Source organism: Streptomyces sp. A1136, from assembly GCF_004795055.1.
Classification (GTDB): domain Bacteria; phylum Actinomycetota; class Actinomycetes; order Streptomycetales; family Streptomycetaceae; genus Streptomyces.
Map to the genome: position 1 here is coordinate 1 of NZ_SSBJ01000048.1, position 18,962 is coordinate 18,962.

The 18,962-nt window shown below is 73.3% G+C and carries 16 protein-coding genes and 1 pseudogene; 9 read left to right on the forward strand and 8 right to left on the reverse strand.

Annotated elements, in window-relative coordinates:
- Positions 1-315 precede the first annotated feature (315 nt).
- Positions 316-1,692, forward strand: a complete 1,377-nt coding sequence (locus E6R62_RS32235; protein ID WP_136217022.1) for a PAS domain-containing protein — start codon at positions 316-318, stop codon at positions 1,690-1,692.
- 157 nt (positions 1,693-1,849) lie between these two features.
- Here the strand turns inward: E6R62_RS32235 and E6R62_RS32240 are convergent, their stop codons facing one another.
- The gene (locus E6R62_RS32240) at positions 1,850-2,605 is read right to left on the reverse strand and encodes an SIS domain-containing protein (RefSeq protein ID WP_136217023.1); all 756 of its coding nucleotides are present in this window, start codon (positions 2,603-2,605) and stop codon (positions 1,850-1,852) included.
- 241 nt (positions 2,606-2,846) lie between these two features.
- Here E6R62_RS32240 and E6R62_RS32245 point away from each other — a divergent pair, with 241 nt between their 5' ends.
- The 3 genes from E6R62_RS32245 (at position 2,847) to sigJ (ending at position 5,820) form a co-directional block, all read left to right on the forward strand.
- Complete coding sequence (locus E6R62_RS32245; protein WP_136217024.1) at positions 2,847-3,539, forward strand: metal-dependent transcriptional regulator; 693 nt, start codon at positions 2,847-2,849, stop codon at positions 3,537-3,539.
- A gap of 380 nt (positions 3,540-3,919) precedes the next feature.
- Positions 3,920-4,828 (forward strand): alpha/beta fold hydrolase, encoded by a 909-nt coding sequence (locus E6R62_RS32250; protein WP_136217025.1) that lies wholly within the window; start codon positions 3,920-3,922, stop codon positions 4,826-4,828.
- 101 nt (positions 4,829-4,929) lie between these two features.
- Positions 4,930-5,820, forward strand: a complete 891-nt coding sequence (gene sigJ / locus E6R62_RS32255; RefSeq protein WP_206308913.1) for an RNA polymerase sigma factor SigJ — start codon at positions 4,930-4,932, stop codon at positions 5,818-5,820.
- A gap of 33 nt (positions 5,821-5,853) precedes the next feature.
- Here the strand turns inward: sigJ and E6R62_RS32260 are convergent.
- From E6R62_RS32260 to E6R62_RS32275, 4 genes and pseudogenes are all read right to left on the reverse strand, one after another.
- Positions 5,854-6,330, reverse strand: a pseudogene (locus E6R62_RS32260) (LuxR C-terminal-related transcriptional regulator); the annotation flags it as partial.
- 150 nt (positions 6,331-6,480) lie between these two features.
- Positions 6,481-8,127: a transporter gene (locus tag E6R62_RS32265; protein WP_136217027.1), complete on the reverse strand. Its 1,647-nt coding sequence runs from the start codon at positions 8,125-8,127 to the stop codon at positions 6,481-6,483.
- Positions 8,124-8,954, reverse strand: a complete 831-nt coding sequence (locus tag E6R62_RS32270; RefSeq protein ID WP_136217028.1) for an ABC transporter ATP-binding protein — start codon at positions 8,952-8,954, stop codon at positions 8,124-8,126. The genes E6R62_RS32265 and E6R62_RS32270 overlap by 4 nt, the downstream gene beginning before the upstream one ends.
- A gap of 110 nt (positions 8,955-9,064) precedes the next feature.
- Positions 9,065-9,787, reverse strand: coding sequence for a bifunctional DNA primase/polymerase (locus E6R62_RS32275; RefSeq protein WP_136217029.1), 723 nt, complete (start codon positions 9,785-9,787; stop codon positions 9,065-9,067).
- A 220-nt stretch (positions 9,788-10,007) separates the two neighbouring features.
- Here E6R62_RS32275 and E6R62_RS32280 point away from each other — a divergent pair, with 220 nt between their 5' ends.
- Positions 10,008-11,390 carry a transcriptional regulator gene (locus E6R62_RS32280; protein ID WP_136217030.1) on the forward strand — a complete coding sequence of 461 codons (1,383 nt, stop codon included), beginning with the start codon at positions 10,008-10,010 and terminating at the stop codon, positions 11,388-11,390.
- Positions 11,391-11,492: 102 nt separating this feature from the next.
- Complete coding sequence (locus tag E6R62_RS32285) at positions 11,493-13,013, forward strand: hypothetical protein (RefSeq protein WP_240802025.1); 1,521 nt, start codon at positions 11,493-11,495, stop codon at positions 13,011-13,013.
- Positions 13,014-13,064: 51 nt separating this feature from the next.
- On the opposite strand, the gene E6R62_RS32290 is transcribed toward E6R62_RS32285, so the two are convergent.
- Positions 13,065-14,345, reverse strand: coding sequence for an ABC transporter substrate-binding protein (locus tag E6R62_RS32290; RefSeq protein ID WP_136217031.1), 1,281 nt, complete (start codon positions 14,343-14,345; stop codon positions 13,065-13,067).
- Positions 14,346-14,541: 196 nt separating this feature from the next.
- Between E6R62_RS32290 and E6R62_RS32295 the strand changes: the two genes are divergently transcribed.
- Positions 14,542-14,988, forward strand: a complete 447-nt coding sequence (locus E6R62_RS32295) for a hypothetical protein (RefSeq protein ID WP_136217059.1) — start codon at positions 14,542-14,544, stop codon at positions 14,986-14,988.
- Positions 14,989-15,002: 14 nt separating this feature from the next.
- Positions 15,003-15,881: a formyltetrahydrofolate deformylase gene (gene purU / locus E6R62_RS32300; protein ID WP_136217032.1), complete on the forward strand. Its 879-nt coding sequence runs from the start codon at positions 15,003-15,005 to the stop codon at positions 15,879-15,881.
- A gap of 109 nt (positions 15,882-15,990) precedes the next feature.
- Here purU and E6R62_RS32305 read toward each other — a convergent pair whose 3' ends face one another.
- Together E6R62_RS32305 and E6R62_RS32310 are read right to left on the reverse strand one after the other, a co-directional pair.
- A complete protein-coding gene (locus tag E6R62_RS32305; protein ID WP_136217033.1) occupies positions 15,991-17,298 on the reverse strand; it encodes a maleylpyruvate isomerase N-terminal domain-containing protein in 1,308 nt (435 codons plus the stop codon).
- Positions 17,295-17,873 carry a sigma-70 family RNA polymerase sigma factor gene (locus E6R62_RS32310; protein ID WP_136217034.1) on the reverse strand — a complete coding sequence of 193 codons (579 nt, stop codon included), beginning with the start codon at positions 17,871-17,873 and terminating at the stop codon, positions 17,295-17,297. The genes E6R62_RS32305 and E6R62_RS32310 overlap by 4 nt, the downstream gene beginning before the upstream one ends.
- A 373-nt stretch (positions 17,874-18,246) precedes the next feature.
- Here E6R62_RS32310 and E6R62_RS32315 point away from each other — a divergent pair, with 373 nt between their 5' ends.
- Positions 18,247-18,771, forward strand: a complete 525-nt coding sequence (locus E6R62_RS32315; protein ID WP_136217035.1) for an EF-hand domain-containing protein — start codon at positions 18,247-18,249, stop codon at positions 18,769-18,771.
- Positions 18,772-18,962: the final 191 nt, after the last annotated feature.

The window sequence follows — 18,962 nt, forward strand, 5'->3', positions numbered from 1 at the left end:
GGTCGGGTGACTGCTTGGGATTGGCGCCTGGCGTTCCCGCCGGGCACCGCACTGGGTGCGTGCGACGACGGGCGCTTTAGCCCGCAGCCACCTCACGCGTCCGGTTTCCGTACATTTCGGGAACCACCTCCCTTCTCGTGTACCGCAGAGCCTACGAGCCCGTCCCCGGTCGCTCAAGCCATTTGTCCGACGGGCTTCGTCCGGCGGTCGGAACGGAAAAAACGGGACGATTCCGGGAAGGGGGTGTGGGCTGCGTCACGTTCCAGTTCAATGATCTGACGTGCCGCATACGCGAACACCTGCAGGGGGTGCCAGGTGAGTGTTTCCGGACGTGACGAGACGACCGACGACCTGCTCGCAGCGCTGCTGGACGGGATGGACGCGGCTCTGTGCGCGTTCGACGCCGATGGTGTGATCACCCATTGGAACCGCGAGGCCGAGCGCATCCTGGGCTGGACCGCGGCCGAGGCCGTCGGTCGGCGCGGGTTCGCCGGGTGGGCGGTGCGCGCCGCCGACGCGCACGACGTGGAGGAGCGGCTGATGTCCGCCCAGGACGCGCCGGGCCGGCACGTCCACGAGTTCGCGCTGTTGACCAAGGACGGCGGCCGGGTCCTCGTGCGGACCCAGTCCGCCGGTGTGCCGGGCGCCGACGGCAAGCCCGCCGGCGTCTACTGCGCGTTCAGCGAGGTGCACGCGCAGATCGACCTGGAGCGTTCCATCGCGCTGAGCGAGGCGCTGCTGGAGGACGCCTCCTGGGGGGTCGTCCTGGTCGACGTCGATTTACGCCCGGCGGTCGTGAACCTGCACGCCGCCCGCGCCTTCGGCTCCGGGCGCACCGCGCTGCTGGGGCGGCCGCTCGGGGAACTGCTGGCGCAGGGCGTCGAGGAGCTGGAGGGCGCGCTCCAGCACGTGCTGGCGGAGGGCGCCCCGCCGGCGCCCGTGGAGCTGTGGGTGACCGTCCGTACGCCCGAGGGGGCGAGACGGCGCTGCTGGCGCTCCGGGTTCCTGCGGCTGGCCTCGCCGCTGGCGGAGGAACCGGTGCCGCTCGGGGTCGGTTGGCTGTTCCAGGACATCACCGAGGCCAGGCGGGCCGAGCTGGACACCGGGCAACTGCGGTTCCGGTCCAACCAGCTCTACCGCGCGGGGCGGGCCGCCGCGGAGTGCGATGACCCGGCGGAGGCCGCCGCCGTACGGCTGGACTTCGCCTTGGCCGGCTTCGCCGAGCACGCGCTGGTGGACGTACTCGACGACCTCGACGGCCCGCCCGACGCGGACCCGGACCCGGGGCCCGCCGCCCCGGGGCGGCGCAGGCGGCTCGTCCGCTCGGCCGTCTCGGCGTCGGGGCAGACCCTGCTGCTGCCGGCGCCGGGCGCGATCCCGGTCCGGTACGCGGGGACGCACCCGGCGTTGCAGGCCCTCGACCGGATCGGCCCGGTGCGGGCCAGTGCCCCGGCGGGAGAGCCCTCGGAGCAGTGGGCGCGGGCGCGGCACTGGCCCCCGGACGCGGCGCACGCGCTGTGCACGGTGCTGCGCAGCCGGGGCCGGACCCTGGGGGCGCTGACCTTCCTCCGGGGCCCGTCGCGGCCCGCCTTCGAGCGCGCGGACGCCCTGTACGCGGAGGAGGTGGCCTCACGCGTGGCGGCCGACCTGGACCTGGCCCGACGCACGGTGATCCGCCCGGCGGACCTCTGAGCGGGGCGGCGGGGGCGCGGTGGCCGGCGGACCGGCCCGGGCGGGCCCCCGGGCCGGTCCGCCGGGCCGGGCCCGTGGCCCGCTAGGGGGTGTCTGACGGATCATGGCCGGGTCCGGCCCGCCTGGTGCCACCCGACCCTGATCCATCAGACACCCCCTAGTGGCGGAAGAAGATCCGGTCGCCGTACTCCCGCATGACTCGGCCGTTCCACTCGTGGCCGCCGTCCACGTTGCCCGAGCGCAGCAGCGGCGGCTCCACCCCGCGCGCGGCCAGCTCGCCGGCCGCCGCCGCCATCACGGCCTGCATGATCGCGCAGGTCACGACGGTGGAGGCGGGCGCGAACGGCGCCTCGATGCCGTCGAGGCTCAGCTCGGCGTCGCCGACCGCGATCTTGCTGTCGAGGACGATGTCGCAGTGGTCCTTCAGGAAGGTGCCCGACGCGTGCCGCGACCGGGTCTCCGTCGTGTACGCCACGGAGGTCACGCCGATGACCTTGAGTCCGATCGCGCGGGCGTTCATGGCCATCTCGACCGGCAGGGCGTTGCGCCCCGAGAGGGAGATGATCACGAGGACGTCCCCCTCGGCCGCCGGGCTGCTGTCCAGGACGGCGGCGGCGAGGCCGTCGACCCGCTCCAGGGCGCTGCCGAGGGTGGCCGGCATGACGTCGATGCCCGCGGTGCCCGGGACGGCCAGGAAGTTCATCAGGGCCAGCCCGCCGGCCCGGTAGACCACGTCCTGGGCGGGCAGCGAGGAGTGCCCGGCGCCGAAGGCGAAGAGCCGGTTCCCCGCGGCGACGGCATCGGCGACGACGGCCCCCGCCGCGCCGATCGGCCCGGCTTCCTCGTCCCGCACCCGCTCCAGCAGGCCGATGGCGGCGTCGAAGAACTGCCCGGCCAGCTTGCTCTCGCTCATACGCCGAAGGCCCTTCCAGGGGCGGGGTGCGGTGGGTTGCTTCCGTTGTCCGCCGCTCACCGTGCGGTCTGTACCAAGGGCGTGTCAATACGAACGTCAACCAGCGGACGAAAGGCCCCCGGCGGCCGGGGCGGGCCCCGGACGTACGTCCCGCATCGGCCTTGACGTTCGTACGGGACGGTTGTCGGCCCGATGCGTCAGAATTGGGGCAGGGCCAGCGCACGCAATCCGAGGGGCACGAATGTCCGGACTGATCGACACCACGGAGATGTACCTCCGCACCATCCTCGAGCTGGAAGAGGAAGGCGTGGTCCCCATGCGCGCCCGGATCGCCGAGCGGCTCGATCAGAGCGGCCCGACGGTGAGCCAGACGGTCGCCAGGATGGAGCGGGACGGTCTGGTGGCCGTGGCCAGCGACCGACACCTGGAGCTGACGGAGGAGGGGCGGCGGCTGGCGACGCGCGTGATGCGCAAGCACCGGCTGGCCGAGTGCCTGCTCGTCGACGTCATCGGCCTGGAGTGGGAGCAGGTGCACGCCGAGGCCTGCCGCTGGGAGCACGTGATGAGCGAGGCGGTGGAGCGGCGGGTCCTGGAGCTGCTGCGCCACCCGACGGAGTCGCCGTACGGGAACCCGATCCCGGGACTGGAGGAGCTGGGCGAGAAGGCCGAGGCGGACCCGTTCCTGGAGGCCGGCATGGTCAGCCTGTCGGAGCTGGACCCGGGCAGCGAGGGCAAGACCGTGGTGGTGCGCCGGATCGGCGAGCCGATCCAGACGGACGCCCAGTTGATGTACACGCTGCGGCGGGCGGGCGTACAGCCCGGCTCGGTGGTGAGCGTGACGGAGTCCCCGGGCGGGGTGCTGGTCGGCAGCGGCGGCGAGGCGGCGGAGTTGGGCGCGGAGGTCGCCTCGCACGTGTTCGTCGCCAAGCGCTGAGGCGGCCGGGGCGGCCGGGGCGGCCGGGGCGCCCCGGCGGGCGGGCTTCGGGGCGGGCCGGGGCGTTGATCGGGAATTACGGTCGACGGCCGCGTGTCGATGCCGGCGACGCGGGCACCGGAGCGGTAATGAAACGGTCCCGGCGCCTTTCGGCGCCGGGACCGATCCTCCCCTGACTGACCTGGAGCCCCGAGCTCTCAAGGTCATCCCCTTCGGACCGTCTTCCCCGAGCGGCCCGCCTCCCTGTTGAAAGGATCTCCATCGGCAACGGCGGCCAATCCTTGAGCAAGGTCACTCGAAAGAGCGGTGTTGTCGGCGAGAGGGCTGTTTTCGAATACGGGTTCGATACCCTGGCGGGGATCGAAGGGGGTGCATCTGCGGTGGTACAGCGCATCGATGTCACGGGGGCCGACGGCGTACGCCTGGTCGCCTGGGAGTTCCTCGCAGCGGGCCGTGAGACCCGTGGGGAACACCGCGCGCCCGACGAACCCGAGCGGCCCGCGGTCCTGTTACTCCACGGCCTGATGGGCCGCGCCCTGCACTGGGCCGGCACTGCCCGCTGGCTCGCCGAGCACCACCGGGTCGTCGCGCTCGACCAGCGCGGGCACGGTCAGAGCGGTCGCCCACCGGCCGCCCGCGACGCCCCGGACACGCAGACGGCGTTCGGGCGCGACGCGTTCGTCGCCGATGCCGAGGCCGCCGTCGAGCAGCTCGGCCTCGCCCCCGTCACCCTGATCGGCCACTCCATGGGCGCCCTCACCGCCTGGCAGCTCGCGGCCCGCCGCCCGGATCTGGTGGAGGCCCTGGTCATCTGCGACATGCGCGCCTCCGCCCTCGGCGAGGCCTCGCAGCGCGACTGGGAGGACTGGTTTCGTCGCTGGCCGCTGCCCTTCCCCACCCAGGACGCGGCCCGTCGCTGGTTCGGCGAGGACGATCCCCGGGTGGACCGCCCCGACCCCGGCCGGGGCGCGTTCTTCGCCGAGGTCATGCACCAGGCCGAGGACGGCTGGCGCCCCCTCTTCTCCCGGCGGCAGATGCTGACGGCCCGGGAGACCTGGGTCCACGACGCGCACTGGGAGGAACTGGCCCAGGTCCGCTGCCCCACCCTGGTGGTGCGCGGACTCGACGGCGAGTTGGGTCGCGCCGAAGCCCAGGAGATGGTCCGCGTCCTCCCGGCCGGCCGGTACGCCGAGATCCCGGACGCCGGCCACTACCTGCACTACGACCAGCCGGCCGCCTGGCGCGCGGTGCTGGAGCCCTTCCTGGACGGCGTCCGGGCCGCTTCCTGACGGACTCGCGGAAACCGCTTGGGTGTTTCGGCGCGGCGGGGCCGAGGATGCGTGGACGTGGCTCCCGCGGGCGGGGCGTGCAGGAGGGGGGAAGGCGAGACGTGGACGAGGACGAACTGCTGGCCGGACGGTTCGAGGAGCACCGGGGCCACCTCAAGGCCGTGGCCTACCGGATGCTGGGCTCCCTCGGCGAGGCCGAGGACGCCGTACAGGAAGCCTGGCTGCGGCTCGGGCGCAGCGACGTCGGCGCGGTGGAGAACCTGGGCGGGTGGTTGACGACCGTGGTGTCGCGGCTGTGCCTGGACGCCCTGCGCTCGCGTGCCACCCGGCGGGAAGACCCGCTGGAGACCTTCATCCCCGACCCTGTCGTCAGCCGTGAGGCGGTCACCGACCCCGAGCAGCGGGCGATGCTGGCCGACTCGGTCGGGCTGGCCCTGATGGTGGTGCTGGAGTCGCTGTCACCCGCCGAGCGGCTCTCGTTCGTCCTGCACGACATGTTCGCCGTGCCCTTCGACGAGATCGCCCCGCTGCTGGACAAGACCCCGGTCGCCGTGCGGCAGTTGGCCAGCCGCGCCCGCCGCCGGGTGCGGGGCCGGGCCCCGGTCCCCGACCCCGACCTGAGCGAGCAGCGGCGGGTGGTCGACGCGTTCTTCGCCGCCGCGCGCGAAGGGGACTTCGACGCCCTCGTCTCGGTGCTGCACCCCGACATCGTCCTGCGTTCCGACGGCGGCGCGGGCCGCACCCGCCGCACGGTCGTCCTGGGCGGCGCCGGCACGGTGGCCTCCCAGGCCCTCATGTTCAGCGGGCTCTCGCCGTTCGTCCGCCCGGCGCTCGTCAACGGCACGGCGGGTGTCGTCGTCTCCGAGAAGGGCCGCCCGCTCTCGGTCATGGCCTTCACCGTCACCGGCGGCCTGATCGTCGACATCACCGCCATCGGCAACCCGGACCGCCTGGCCTCCCTGGACCTCGCCGGCATCGAGGCCGACTCCTAGGCCGACTCCCGGGCGACTCCAGGGAGGTCGGGCTCAGTCCGCCGAGTGCGGCAGCCAGCCGCGCTGGACCGCCCGCACGCCGAACTCGAAACGGCTGCGGGCGTTCAGCCGGTCCATCAGGTCCGTGGCCAACCGGCGGGCGGTGCGCGGGGAGACCGCCAGCCGCTTCGCTATCGCCTCGTCGGTCAGGCCTTGGGCCAGCAACCGGATGACGGTGGTCTCCTGCGGGTTGAGGCCGCCCTCGTCACGGACCGTCTCGGCCGTCCCCAGTGGCCGCGCGGCGCCCCAGACGTTGTCGAAGAGCGCGCACAGCGCCATCAGCGTGCCCTGACCGGTCAGCACCACCGCGCCCGCCGCGCTGTCGTCGCTGCTGACCGGGATGACGGCCGTCGACCGGTCGAAGATCATCAGCCGGGTGGGCAGCTCCGGAGCGGTCCGCACCTCCCCGCCGAGTTCGCCGAGCCACGCCGCGTAGGCCACCGTGGTCTGGCTGTTGCGGACGCTGTCGACCGCCGACCAGTTCGGCGAGGGCAGGCTCAGCTTCAACGACGTGATCAGCGTCCCGACCGCCTTCACGGCCAAGCTCCCCACCGTCTGATCGGGATACGCGGAAGCCCGGCCCGCGCTCCCCCGGGGGAGCGCGGGCCGGGCTTCGGGCCGTCAGCCCTTGCTGACCGCCGTCAGGATCTCGGGGATGCGGCGGGCCGCCACGGGGGCCGCCAGGCGCAGGCCCGCCCAGGCCGCCAGGGCGGCCCAGACGATGCCCAGAGGCAGGACCGTCCAGGCGAGGGACTGCTGCTCCGGGGTGGTGGCGAAGTAGACCGTCACCGTGATCACCGGGGCGGAGATCACCGCCGAGGCGAGCATGCCGCCGAAGATGCCCAGCCAGGCGAGCCCGCCCTGGCCCGGCGCCACGTTCTTGAACGCGCCGTCCGTGGGGATCGAGTACGGGAAACGGACCGAGGCCAGCGCGCCCGTGCACAGCATGGCGCCCAGCAGGGCCAGCGCCAGGCCCAGGGCCGCGGGGAAGTAGGCCCAGTTGCCGACCAGCCCGGCGGTGACCGCCGTGACCAGGACCGTGTACGGGACGGTGACCAGGGCCAGCGCCCCGGCACGGGCCCGCATCTCCACGAAAACGTCGCGCGGGCTCGACAGGGTCTGCGCGACCATCCAGAACGCGGAGGTGTCCTGCCCGAACTGGTTGTACATCTGGATGCCGAGCATGCCCGAGCCGAAGCAGGCGAGGTAGAGGGAGCCGGTCCCCTGGAGGGCGTTGAACACCGGCACGATCAGGCCCACGGCCAGCGCCGTCACCCAGGCCGACTTCGTCTTCGGGTCGCGCATCACGTACCGCAGGGTGCGCTGCATCGCGGCGCCCGTGCGGCCGCCGGGCAGCAGGGCCCAGAAGCCCGTGCCCGAGTCGCGGTCCTTGCGGGGCGCGGCGGCCGCGAGGGTCGAACCGTCCGGAGTGACCATCAGTTTGGTCAGGCTGCGCTCCCAGAACCACACGAGCCCGGCCAGGGCGGTGAGGGTGATCACCAGTTGGGCAGCGGCGACCGCGTAGTCGCCGTTGCTCGCTGAGTCCACCATGCCCACCGCCGTCGCGGGCGGCAGCCAACGGACCACCGCCTCCGCCGGCTCCAGGTGGGCCAGTCCGCCCGGCTGGAACAGGCGCTGACTGGCGAAGTTGGCCACCTGGGCGCCGACCGCGATCACCAGCCCGCTCAGTAGTGCGAGGTCGCGCCCCTTGCGGCTGGACAGCAGCCGTACGTTGGCGGTGGCCACGGCCCGCGCCAGGCTCACGTAGAACAGCAGCAGCAGCGGAACGGCGAGGACGGCGAACACCGTCCCGGCCGCGCCGTGCGCCACCGCCACCACCGAGCCGACGGCCAGGCAGAGCGTGAACAGCGGCCCGATGCCGACCAGCGACGACGCCAGGAGGGCCCGCACCAGCGGACGCGGGCGCAGCGGCAGCATCACCAGCCGGCTCGGGTCGAGCGTCTCGTCGCCGCTCGGGAAGAACAGCGGCATGAAGCTCCAGGCGAGCGCCAGCACCGCCGCGAGGATCACGACGACCGTTCCCGCGTGCGCGTTGCCGTGCAGCACGGCCAGCCCGAGCGTGGCGAAGAAGCCCACCACGAGCGCCAGCACGAGGGTGCCGAACCAGGCCGCCTTGCGCTTGGAGGAGCCCCTGAGGCCGTTCTTGAGCAGCGACAGCTTGAGGCGGACGAAGAGCGGCATCAGGGAGACGGGCGGGGCCACGGTGACGGGCGCCGCCCGGCCGGCGGTGGTGACCGGGGCGCTCATCGGGCGCCGCCCAGCCAGTCCAGGGAGTCGCCGCCGGCCAGGTCCCGTGCTCCGACGAGTTCGAGGAACGCGTTCTGGAGGGAGGGCGCGTCGCCCCGTACGTCGGCCAGCGGGCCCGCCGCGCGGATGTGGCCGCCGGCCATGACGGCCACCCAGTCGCACAGCGACTCGACGAGCTCCATCACGTGGGAGGAGAACACGACGGTGGCCCCCGACGCGGTGTAACGTTCCAGCACTCCGCGGATGGTCTGCGCGGACACCGGGTCGACGCCTTCGAAGGGCTCGTCCAGGAAGAGGACTTCCGGGTTGTGCAGCAGCGCCGCCGCCAGGCCGATCTTCTTGCGCATGCCCGTCGAGTAGTCGACGACCAGCTTGTGCTGGGAGCCCGCGAGGTCCAGCACGTCCAGCAGCTGCGTCGTCCGCTTGTCGGTCTCCTCGCCCGGCAGGCCGCGCAGCCGGCCCATGTAGCCGAGCAACTCCCGCCCGGAGAGACGCTCGAACAGCCTCAGCCCCTCGGGCAGGACGCCGATCCGCGACTTCACCTCGGTCGGGTCCGCCCACACGTCGTGCCCGGCGACGTACACGCGCCCCATGTCGGGGCGCAGCAGCCCGGTCACCATCGACAGCGTCGTCGTCTTGCCCGCGCCGTTCGGCCCCACGAGCCCGATGAACCGGCCCGCCGGGATCTCCAGGTCGATGCCGGCCACGGCCACCTGCTCGCCGAAGCGCTTCCACAGTCCCTCTATCCGCACGGCGGCGGGCGGCGCGGATCGCGCGCCACCCGTTCCGTCGTGCGTCCCGCCCGTCGCATCACCCTGGTCCGGCATGCGCCTGCCTCTCGTTCTGATCCCCGTGGTCGTACGTTCCTCACCATAGGAGGAAGGGGGCAGGCGGCAGCAGTTACGTATGTCATGAACCCGGTGTCATGTACCCGACCTCAGGACGGGTGGGCCGCGCCGACGGCCGTGCCGACGGCCGTGTCGACGCCCCTGCCGACGCGGGTCGCGGCCGCCTGGCTGCCGCACGCGTAGGCCAGCGCGTCGATCAGCTCCTCGGTGTCCGGCAGCCACCGGTTGGCCGGGGTGGGCTTGCACGCCCACTGCACCGGGCCCCGGCCGCCGAAGCGGGTGGGCGGCGCGGCGACGTACTCGCCCTCGCCCCGCGCGACCATGTCGATCGCGGACGCCGACCAGCCCAACTTCCGTACCAGGTCGGGCATCTTCGCCCCGGCCCCGGGCAGGACGAAGAACAGCATCCGGTGGTCGGGGGTGAGGGTGACCGGGCCGAGGGTGCGCTGCATGCGCTCCAGCCGCGCCACCGCGTGGATGCCGGCGGCGGAGGGCACGTCGATGGCGTCGAAGGTCCGGCCCGTCGGCAGCAGGATGGACGCGCCGGGCTGCTTCGCCCAGATCCGGCGCACCTGTACCGCGCTGCCGGTGGCCAGCGCCGCCCAGTCCTTCACCGCCGGGTGGGCGCCGGGCGCCGCGCACTCCGGGTCCCCGCAGGAGCACACCTCCCGGCCGTCGCCGGCCTCCAGCCAGGTGCCCGCGAAGACATCCCAGTGCCGTTCTTCCGCGTACCGCACGGCATGGTCCAACAGCTGCTCGCCGCGCTGCTTGGGGATGGGTGCGGTCTCCGTGACTCCGATGGTCTCTTCCACGCCCTTCACAACTCCCGCACCCATCCGGGGTTACGGGCGTAAACCGGCCCGTGGGCGGAGCATCGATCCTGCACATGGGGCGCACGGAAGCATGTACGGGGGCGCGTAGGAGCCCGGAGCGCGGTCCGTGGGTAGCGACACCACGCAGAGAGGAAGATTCTCCGCACATCAGGCGGGAAGTGATCATTCCATCGCTCTCCCGCGGCTTCAGGGGGTTTTCATGGCAGCCAGGCCTCTCCTCGCCCGCCAGCCGAACGAACGGCTGCAGGCGCTCATCCAGGAAGCCGGGTGCTCCAACGCCGGGCTCGCCCGGCGCGTGAACATGTGCGGGGCCGAGCACGGCCTCGATCTCCGCTACGACAAGACCTCCGTGGCCCGGTGGCTGCGCGGTCAGCAGCCGCGCGGCCGGGCGCCGGGCATCATCGCCGAGGCGATCGGGCGCAAACTCGGCCGTACCGTCACCATCGACGAGATCGGCATGGCCAACGGCAAGAACCTCGCCTCCGGCGTCGGCCTCCAGTTCTCCCCGACGGTCATCGGCGCCATCGAGCAGGTCAGCGAGTTGTGGCGGAGCGACGTCGGTCGCCGCGACTTCCTCTCCGGCTCCAGCGTGGCCGCCTCCGCCCTCGTCGAACCCAGCCGGGACTGGTTGATCACCGGCGCCGACCCGCAGGTGGCGCGCAACAGCGGCTCGCGCGTCGGCATGCCCGACGTCGAAGCGGTACGGGCGACCACCGAGGCGCTCAAGGAGCTGGACCACCGCTTCGGCAGCGGGCACGTGCGCCCGGTGGTGGTGCACTACCTCAACTCCGTGGTGTCCGGGCTGATCGGCGGCTCCTACCGGGAGCCGGTCGGGCGGGCCCTGTTCGCGGCCGTGGCCCGGCTGACGGAACTGGCCGGCTACATGGCGGTGGACACGGGCCAGCCCGGCCTGGCCCAGCGCTACTACATCCAGGCGCTCCGGCTGGCCCAGGCGGCCGGCGACCGCGCGTACGGCGGTTACGTCCTGGCCGCGTCCATGAGCCACCTCGCCGCCGAACTCGGCAACCCCAGGGAGATCGCGCAACTGGCGCGGGCCGCCCAGGAGGGCACGCGCGGGCAGGTCACCCCGAGGGTGGAGGCGATGTTCTACGCCGCCGAGGCGCGCGGGCACGCGCTGCTGGGCGACGCCCGCGCCACGGCGGTGCTGTCGGGGCGGGCGGTGACCGCGCTGGAGCGGGCGGAGCCCGAGGCCGGCGACGACCCGGTGTGGATCCGCCACTTCGACGAGGCCTACCTCGCGGACGAGCTGGCCCACTGCCACCGGGACCTGGGCCAGGCCGACGCCGCGGCCAGGCGCGCCGAGGAGGCCCTGCGGGGCCTGCCCGAGACGAAGGCGCGACGCAGGGCGATCGGGCTGCTGCTGCTGGCGGCGGCCCGGGTCCAGCAGCGGGAGGTGGAGCAGGCCTGCCAGACGGCGGCGAAGGCCGCCGATCTGTTGGACTCGCTGCGGACCCGGCGCGGGGCGGAGTACCTGGAGGATTTCCGGACCCGGCTGGAGCCGTACCGCGAGGAGTCGGCGGTGCGGGAGTTCACGGCTCGGCTGGAGGTGGCGGCGGTGTGAGGCGTGGTACGGCTGCGGAGGTAACCGACCGGGGCGGCCGGTGACCGGGTAGCGTGGGCCGACGGTTCCGTACGTGCGGGCAGGTCGGTGAAGGAGTTCCCGGTGACGGAGAGCGGACAGGGGAGCGGTCATGAGGCCGCCCCGCAGGCCGGTGCGCCGTGGGGCCCGGACCCCGGACAAGAGGCGTCGCGGGGCGGGTACGGGGCGCGGCCCGGGCAGGGCTCTCCGCAGCCGCGGCCCGAGCAGGACGAGTACCCGGGGTACGGGGCGCAGGAGCCCGGCACCCCGGGCGGTCCCGCCTACGGCTACCCGGCGCAGGCGTCGCCCGAGTACGCCGGCCGGCCGGGGTACGGGTACCCGCGGCCGGGGCACGTGATCGGCCCGGGCTTCGAGGGGCCCGGGGACCCGCACGGCTACGGATACCCCCCGCTGCCGGAGGCGGCGACCCAGTACATCCCGCCCATACCGGGCGCTCCGGGCCCGGTCGAGGCGGCCACCCAGTACATCCCGCCGGTGGTGGACGGGCCGGCCCACCACGAGGCGGCGACGCAGTACATGCCGCCGGTCCCGGCGGCGCCGGGGCATCACGAGGCGGCCACCCAGTACATCCCGCCGGTGGTGGACGGGCCGGCCCACCACGAGGCGGCGACGCAGTACATGCCGCCGGTCCCGGCGGCGCCGGGGCATCACGAGGCGGCGACGCGGTATATCCCGCCGGTGGTGGACGGGCCGGCCCACCACGAGGCCGCGACGCAGTACATCCCGCCGGTCCCGGCGGCCCCCGCGGACCCCGCCGTGCAGGGTTTCGACGGTCTGTTCCGCAGCGACGACAGCGCCGGCAGCACCCAACAGTTGCCGCAGATCCAGGAGCCGGTGCTGCCCCGGGCACCGCGCGCCCGGGGCCCCGTAGGCCCTCCCGCCGGTCCCCTACCGCCCGCGCAGCAGTACGCGCCGCAGCAGCAGTACGCGCCCCCGCCGCCGGCGCCCGCGCGCAAGGTCTCGGCCGGGGTGATCGCCGCCACCGTCATCGGTCTCGCCGTGGCCGGGCTCGGCGTCGGTTCGTTGCTCGGAGACGGCGGCAAGGCCGCCAACAGCGACCCGGGCGCCGAGGCGCCCGCCCCGACCGGCTCTTCGGCGGTGGCGGCCGACGACGCCCAGGTCGACCCCGCCCGCCCGCAGGCCGTCCAGCTCGACAAGGTGCTCGCGGACAGCAACGGCAGCCGCGCGGCGGTCATCAAGGCGGTCGACGACATCAAGAGCTGCCGCAACCTCGACCAGGCGGCCCTGGACCTGCGTGCCGCGGCCAGCCAACGCGAGGACCTGGTCACCCGGCTCCAGGACCTGAAGATGGACCAGCTGCCGGACCACGTGAAGCTCGCCGCCGCCCTCAACAAGGCCTGGAAGTCCTCGGCCGCCGCCGACCGCAGCTACGCGGGCTGGGCGGACGACGTCGGCCACGACAAGGGCAAGTGCAAGGACGGCAAGGCCAAGTCCACCGACAGCGCCGCCGCCGGCAACAAGGCCAGCGGCGAGGCGACGCGGGCGAAGGAGTCGGCCGCGACCATGTGGAACTCGATCGCCGCCAAGTACGGCCTCACCCGACGGGACAAGACCGAGCTGTGACGGCCGGGGCCGGTCACGCCGCGCGGGCGTGACGGCCCGGGCCGAGGGGCGTCACGCCGCGCGGGGCGCCTGCTCCAGGGTCGGCGTCATGTCCTGGGGCTCCTCGCCCGGCTGGGCGACCAGCCGCCCCTGCCGGACGACCTGGAAGGTCACCCGCCCGTTGGAGATGCGCGGGAACCCGGCGACGGCCCGTACGTCCTGGTGGCGCCAGCTCAGCTCGGGGGTGAGACCGCCGGTCTGGACGCCCCCGGTCTGGTTGAGGGTCTTGGCGACCTTGCGCGCGGTCACTTCCTCGTCGGCCTTGAGCCGCCCGACGACCTGGCTCAGCACGGTGTAGGCGATCCAGGTGGTCTGCGTCCCGCTGTCGTCGGGATCCACGCTGTCGTCCCCGAAGGCCTGGTCGGAGATCACCTTGCGCATCGGCTCCCACAGCGGGTCGCCGGCCACCGGGTACCAGCTGGTGAGGTACGCGCCCTCGAAGGGGCTCTCCCGGCCGCCGGTGCGGTCGACCAGCGCCTGGCTGACGCTGCCGAGGACGGAGGCGATCTGCGGCTTCCTGTGCTTCTCGTCGGTGCGGCGGAAGGCGTCGAGGAAGGTCTCCGTGCGCTCGCCGAGCACCGCCGTCACGCAGCCCCGCTCCTTGGCGGCGGGGCCGGTGGTGTCGGCCAGTGCCTCGCGGGCCTGGGACGTGTAGTCGGCGCTGTCCTCGGCGGCCCGGATGTCCGCGGCCTCCGGCACCTTGTTGGTCTGCAGCCCGGCGTTCAGCAGTACGGGCATCGAGTCGCCCGCGAGGGTGTCGGGGCGGACCAGGGCGACCTGGCTGCACGCCTTGCCGAGCTGGTGCCCGGCGCCGGCGAGGAGGACGGGCTGCCCCCCGTTGACCGGGTAGGAGAGGGTGCTCACGAACTCCTCGGAGGACACCCCGTAGCCGCCGATGAAGGGGATGCCCTCGGACTCCAGCGGGGCCATGAACGCGCGGCCGTGCTGGCTGTACGAGCCGACGACCGCGACGGCCTTCTCGGCGACCGCCTTGCGCGCGCAGTCGGCGGCGCCGGTCGGGGTGTTCTGCTCGTTGCAGGTCAGGACGCGCAGCTTGTGGCCGTTGATGCCGCCCTTGGCGTTCACCCAGCGTTCGTAGGCCTTCGCCATGCCCACCATGCCGGGCATGTTGGTCGCCTTGGTCCCCATCGGGGCGAAGGTCATCACGGTGATGGTGCCCCCGGAGCCCCCCGAGCCCCCGGGGACCAACCCGCAACCGGCGATGAGACACGCACCCATCGCCGTGGCCAGGAAGGTGCGGGAGAGGGAGGTCGTGCGTAGCCGGTCGGTCATGTCCACGCACCATTCCGCCCCACGGGGAACGTGGGCATGAGGTGTACACAACATCCGGTGACCGGGAGGTGAATTGCGGGGGCGCGGGCGCGCACAGGTGCTTCAAGATCGCGCCAGGGGGGAACGTACGATCGAAAGCGTGACATTCGCCCAAGGTTCGAAGAACTCTTCCCGCCGCGGCGGCCGCTCCTCCACCATGGGCGGCATGCCCCTCAACGACATGCCGTGGTGGCGCTGGCGCAGCAACGTGCGCTCGGCGCTGCACATGCTTTCCGACCCGCTGTTCCAGGAGGAGGTCTGGCAGGCCGGCGTCGAAGGGTACGGCGACGTCACCGACGCCGTGTACCGGCTCGTCGAGGACACCTGGCTCGACAGCTGGTCGGCCGAGAAGTACGTCGGCACCATCTTCCGCGACTCCGGCGAGGCCGCCCTCGTCGACCTCGCGGTCCTGCGCGTGCTGCGCATCCTGCACCAGGTCGGCCCGGACGCGCCGGTCTCCGCGTACCTGGAGCACCACGCCTGGCCCGAGGCGGTGCGCGCGGCGCGCGAGGCCCACGTACGGCTCGCCACGGCGGACGGGGACGATCCGGACGCCGCGCCCCGCTCCCTGGAGTTGCTGAGAATCCTCACCCGCGCGGTGTGAAAGGCTTTGCCGTCATGAGCGATGACCCGCAGCGCCAGGCGCAGCCGCAGCAGTACGTCCTGACCCTCTCCTGCCCGGATAAAAAGGGCATTGTGCACGCCGTGTCCAGTTACCTGTTCATGACCGGATGCAACATCGAGGACAGCCGGCAGTTCGGCGACCGCGACACCGGTCTGTTCTTCATGCGGGTGCACTTCGAGGCGGACGCGCCGGTCACCGTGGAGAAGCTGCGGGCCAGCTTCGCCGCGATCGGGGACTCCTTCGAAATGGACTGGCAGATCCACCGCTCGGACGAGCGGATGCGGATCGTCCTGATGGTGTCGAAGTTCGGCCACTGCCTGAACGACCTGCTGTTCCGGTCCCGGATCGGGGCGCTGCCGGTGGAGATCGCGGCGGTGGTCTCCAACCACACCGACTTCGCGGAGCTGGTCGGCTCCTACGACATCCCCTTCGTGCACATCCCGGTGACGAAGGACACGAAGGAGGCCGCCGAGGCGGAGCTGCTGGAGCTGGTGCGCGCGCAGAACGTCGAGCTGGTGGTGTTGGCCCGGTACATGCAGGTGCTGTCGGACACCCTCTGCAAGGAACTGAGCGGGCGGATCATCAACATCCACCACTCCTTCCTGCCGAGCTTCAAGGGCGCGAAGCCGTACCACCAGGCGCACGCGCGGGGCGTGAAGCTGATCGGCGCGACCGCGCACTACGTGACGGCCGACCTGGACGAGGGGCCGATCATCGAGCAGGAGGTCGAGCGGGTGGGCCACGAGGTGACCCCGGAACAGCTGGTGGCCATCGGCCGGGACGTGGAGTGCCAGGCCCTCGCCCGCGCGGTGAAGTGGCACAGCGAACACCGGGTGCTGCTGAACGGCACCCGCACGGTCGTCTTCGCCTGAGCGGCTGAGGCGGCCTGGGGCCTGGGGCCCGGGGCGTGGGCTGTTCAGCCGTCCGTCCGTGGCGCCGCCGGATTACGGCGCCACGGACGGCGAGCAACGGGCGGCCGCGCTACAGACGGCTGAGGGACGCCGCCGCGAACAGGACGTCGCGGATGGCCTCGCGGTCGCCGTGCTGGCCGGCCGCCGCGTCCTCCGGGGAGATGTGCCCGGCGGCCAGTTGGCAGAACTCCAGGCCGTCCAGCGCGATCTCCGCGACCGTGTGCTCCGACGACGGCTTCGCCGCCGGCGAATCCAGCGCGATGTCCCAACCGCCGCCGCCCGCGCCCTCGATCTCCAGGTGCAGGGTCCGGCCCGGGGCGCCCGCCGCGACCAGGCCGTGCGCCGGCCCCGCCAGACCGGCGCGGCGCCGCTCGGCCAGCGCGCCCGGCAGCAGCCGCGCCGCCAGGTCGATCATGCGGTGCAGGTGCGCCCCGGACGGCGGCTCGTACGGGTAGTCCACCGCGTCCGCGATGTCCCACGCGTGCACCCAGCACTCGAAGGCCCGCTCCAGGAACGCGTCCCCCAGCGGCAGGGCGAAGCCCCCGTAGTCGACCGCGAGCTCGGCCACGCCGTGGCCCGCGAAGGAGACCGTACGGACCAGGGTGTGACCCTGCTCCCGCCAGGGCTCGCGGACCTGCCGGGTGGTCGGGTGCCGCGCGGAGTCCCAGAAGAACTCGGTACGTTCCGTCGTGCCGCCCTGCGGTGCCTGCGGGCCCAGCGGGTCGTCCAGGCCGAGCGCCGTCGCGACGAGCCCGTCCACCGTCAGCAGATGGCCGATCACGCCCGCCACCGTGGTGCGCCGCGACAGGCGCCGCTCCTCCTCGAACCATTTGAGCCGTACGGGGGTGTGCCACTCCGAGTCGCCGAAGTCCCGCAGCAGGGCGTCGAGCCGCGCGGTCTCCGTGTCGTACGGGGTCGCCCACGCCGGGACGGGAATACGGGCCGGGCGCTTGCCCAGGCAGTCCTCCAGCACCCGGGAGCGCAGCAGCGGCTTGAGGTCCAGGCTCTCCTCCGGGTGCAGCAGGCCCACGGCGTCCCGCAGCCGCAGCGCCTCCTCCGCGCAGGGCGCGCACTCGGTCAGGTGGTCCTCCACCGCCTGGGTCTCCGCGGCGGAGCAGGCGGCCAGCGCCCACGCCCCCAGCAGGGACTTCAGTACGGCGTGCGTGGGCGGCGGTTCCGGCGCGGCCGCGCTCTCCGCCGCGGTCTCCGCCGCGATCCCGGCCGCGGTCTCGGGCGCCGCCGCGGGTTGCGACGCGGGCCGCGGGTCCGGCAGCGGGTCGAGGTCGTCGGCGGCCCCGCGCGGGCCCGGTATCCGCGCCGCACCGCCCACGGGCCGCTCGTAACCGTCGTCGGGCACCTCTTCGGCGGGTCCGGTCATCGGGGCGTTCCATATCCGGGCGGGCCGTATCCGGGCGGGGCGGTGTCCTCCCGGGGGAGGGCGTTGGCGGTCGACAGCAACTGGAGCCCGAGCCGCAGCCGGCGCCGCGCCTCGTCCTCGCTGATCTGGAGGTCGGCGGCGGCCTGCCGGTAATCGCGCCGCTTGAAGTAGGCGAGTTCCAGCGCGGAGCGCAGCGGCGCCGGCATCGAGGTGACGATGTAGTCCGCGCGGGCGGCGGCGTTGGCGCTGCGCACCTTCTGCTCCAGCTCCTCGCGGGAGCCGCGGCCCAACTCGGCCTGGCGCAGCCGCGCCACCGCCTGGCCCTGGGTGATCCGGGCTACCCAGGAGCGCAGGGAGCCCTGCTTGGGGTCGTAGGCGTCCGGGTTCTCCCAGATGTACCCGAACACCTCACGGGTGATCCGGTCCGCGGCCGTCTCGTCACCCAGCACCCGGTGCGCGAGGCTGTGCACGAGCGAGGCAAAGCGGTCGTACAGCTCGCCGAGCGCGGCGGCCTCGCCGCGGGCGAGGCGTTGCTGCATGCGGCGGTCCCAGCGCGGTGGTACGTCCTTCGGCATAGTGGCCCCCAGCCTCCAGCTCCCAGCCGTGTGTCGACCCGACGAATGTAGTCGGCACACGGTGGGACGCGCCCGTCTTTGGGCGAAGCCCGCCCGGGAAGTGTGCCCGTCGTGGTACGGGCACCGACGCCGCGCGAAAGGAACATGACGCCCGCATAGGCACATCTGTACGCGCCCCGCCGCGCTTCCCGTGCGCGGGTTCGATGCGGCCATCTCCCCGACGGCTCGGCTTAACGTGCGGGCCACCGAGGCCGTACGCTCCTGCCTTGTCTTGAACCGCTCCTCGTGAGGTGCTTGACGGCACCCCACGGCCGCGTTTCCTGACCGCACCTGAACTGCACCCACACGCACATGTGAAGGCGGAACGCCGAATATGGACAGCGCAGAGTACGAGCGCAAGATCGCCTCCCGATTCGCCACCTTCGACCAGGACGGGTCCGGCTACATCGACCGCGAGGATTTCAGCGTCGCCGCGCGGGCGGTGCTGGCCGAATTCGGGGTCCGGGCACGATCGGACAAGGGTCAGTCCGTCTTCGCCGGCGCCGAGGCGTTCTGGCAGGGAATGGCGGGCATCGCGGACGTCGACGGCGACCAGCGGGTGTCGCGCGAGGAGTTCGTGACGGGTGCGGTGAAGCGGCTGCGCGACAACCCGGAGCGCTTCGCGGAGATCGCCCGGCCGTTCCTGCGCGCGGTGATCGCGGCGGCCTCCGACGACGGCTCGGCGGCCGGCGCCTCCCCGGCGGCCGCCACCCGCGTCCTGCGCGTACTCGGCACCCCGCCGGAGTTGGCGGCGCAGATCGCCACGGGCCTCGACGCGGACGGCGACGGACGGATCTCGGAGGAGGAGATCCTCACGGCCTTCGCCGGCTACTGCGGCGTGGCCGCGCCGGACGCCTGACCCTTCCGCCGGAGCGGGGCACCCCCAGGGGGGCGCCCCGCTCCGCCGTTTCCGAGCCGACCGAGTACCTCACGCTCTACGCGCTCGGCCACGACGACATCGACCACGTCCCCGTCTCCGAACACGAGGCGGCCGCCTTCATCGAGTCGGTGACGCGCTAACCGAGGGCGCCGGACAGGCCACGTGACCGC

Excerpts from the sequence above, each read along its gene's own strand:
- E6R62_RS32240 (WP_136217023.1), bottom strand. The coding sequence starts at position 2,605 with ATGAGCGAGAGCAAGCTGGCCGGGCAGTTCTTCGACGCCGCCATCGGC.
- E6R62_RS32245 (WP_136217024.1), top strand. The coding sequence starts at position 2,847 with ATGTCCGGACTGATCGACACCACGGAGATGTACCTCCGCACCATCCTC.
- E6R62_RS32265 (WP_136217027.1), bottom strand. The coding sequence starts at position 8,127 with ATGAGCGCCCCGGTCACCACCGCCGGCCGGGCGGCGCCCGTCACCGTG.
- E6R62_RS32270 (WP_136217028.1), bottom strand. The coding sequence starts at position 8,954 with ATGCCGGACCAGGGTGATGCGACGGGCGGGACGCACGACGGAACGGGT.
- E6R62_RS32280 (WP_136217030.1), top strand. The coding sequence starts at position 10,008 with ATGGCAGCCAGGCCTCTCCTCGCCCGCCAGCCGAACGAACGGCTGCAG.
- E6R62_RS32290 (WP_136217031.1), bottom strand. The coding sequence starts at position 14,345 with ATGACCGACCGGCTACGCACGACCTCCCTCTCCCGCACCTTCCTGGCC.
- E6R62_RS32295 (WP_136217059.1), top strand. The coding sequence starts at position 14,542 with ATGGGCGGCATGCCCCTCAACGACATGCCGTGGTGGCGCTGGCGCAGC.
- purU (WP_136217032.1), top strand. The coding sequence starts at position 15,003 with ATGAGCGATGACCCGCAGCGCCAGGCGCAGCCGCAGCAGTACGTCCTG.
- E6R62_RS32305 (WP_136217033.1), bottom strand. The coding sequence starts at position 17,298 with ATGACCGGACCCGCCGAAGAGGTGCCCGACGACGGTTACGAGCGGCCC.
- E6R62_RS32310 (WP_136217034.1), bottom strand. The coding sequence starts at position 17,873 with ATGCCGAAGGACGTACCACCGCGCTGGGACCGCCGCATGCAGCAACGC.
- E6R62_RS32315 (WP_136217035.1), top strand. The coding sequence starts at position 18,247 with ATGGACAGCGCAGAGTACGAGCGCAAGATCGCCTCCCGATTCGCCACC.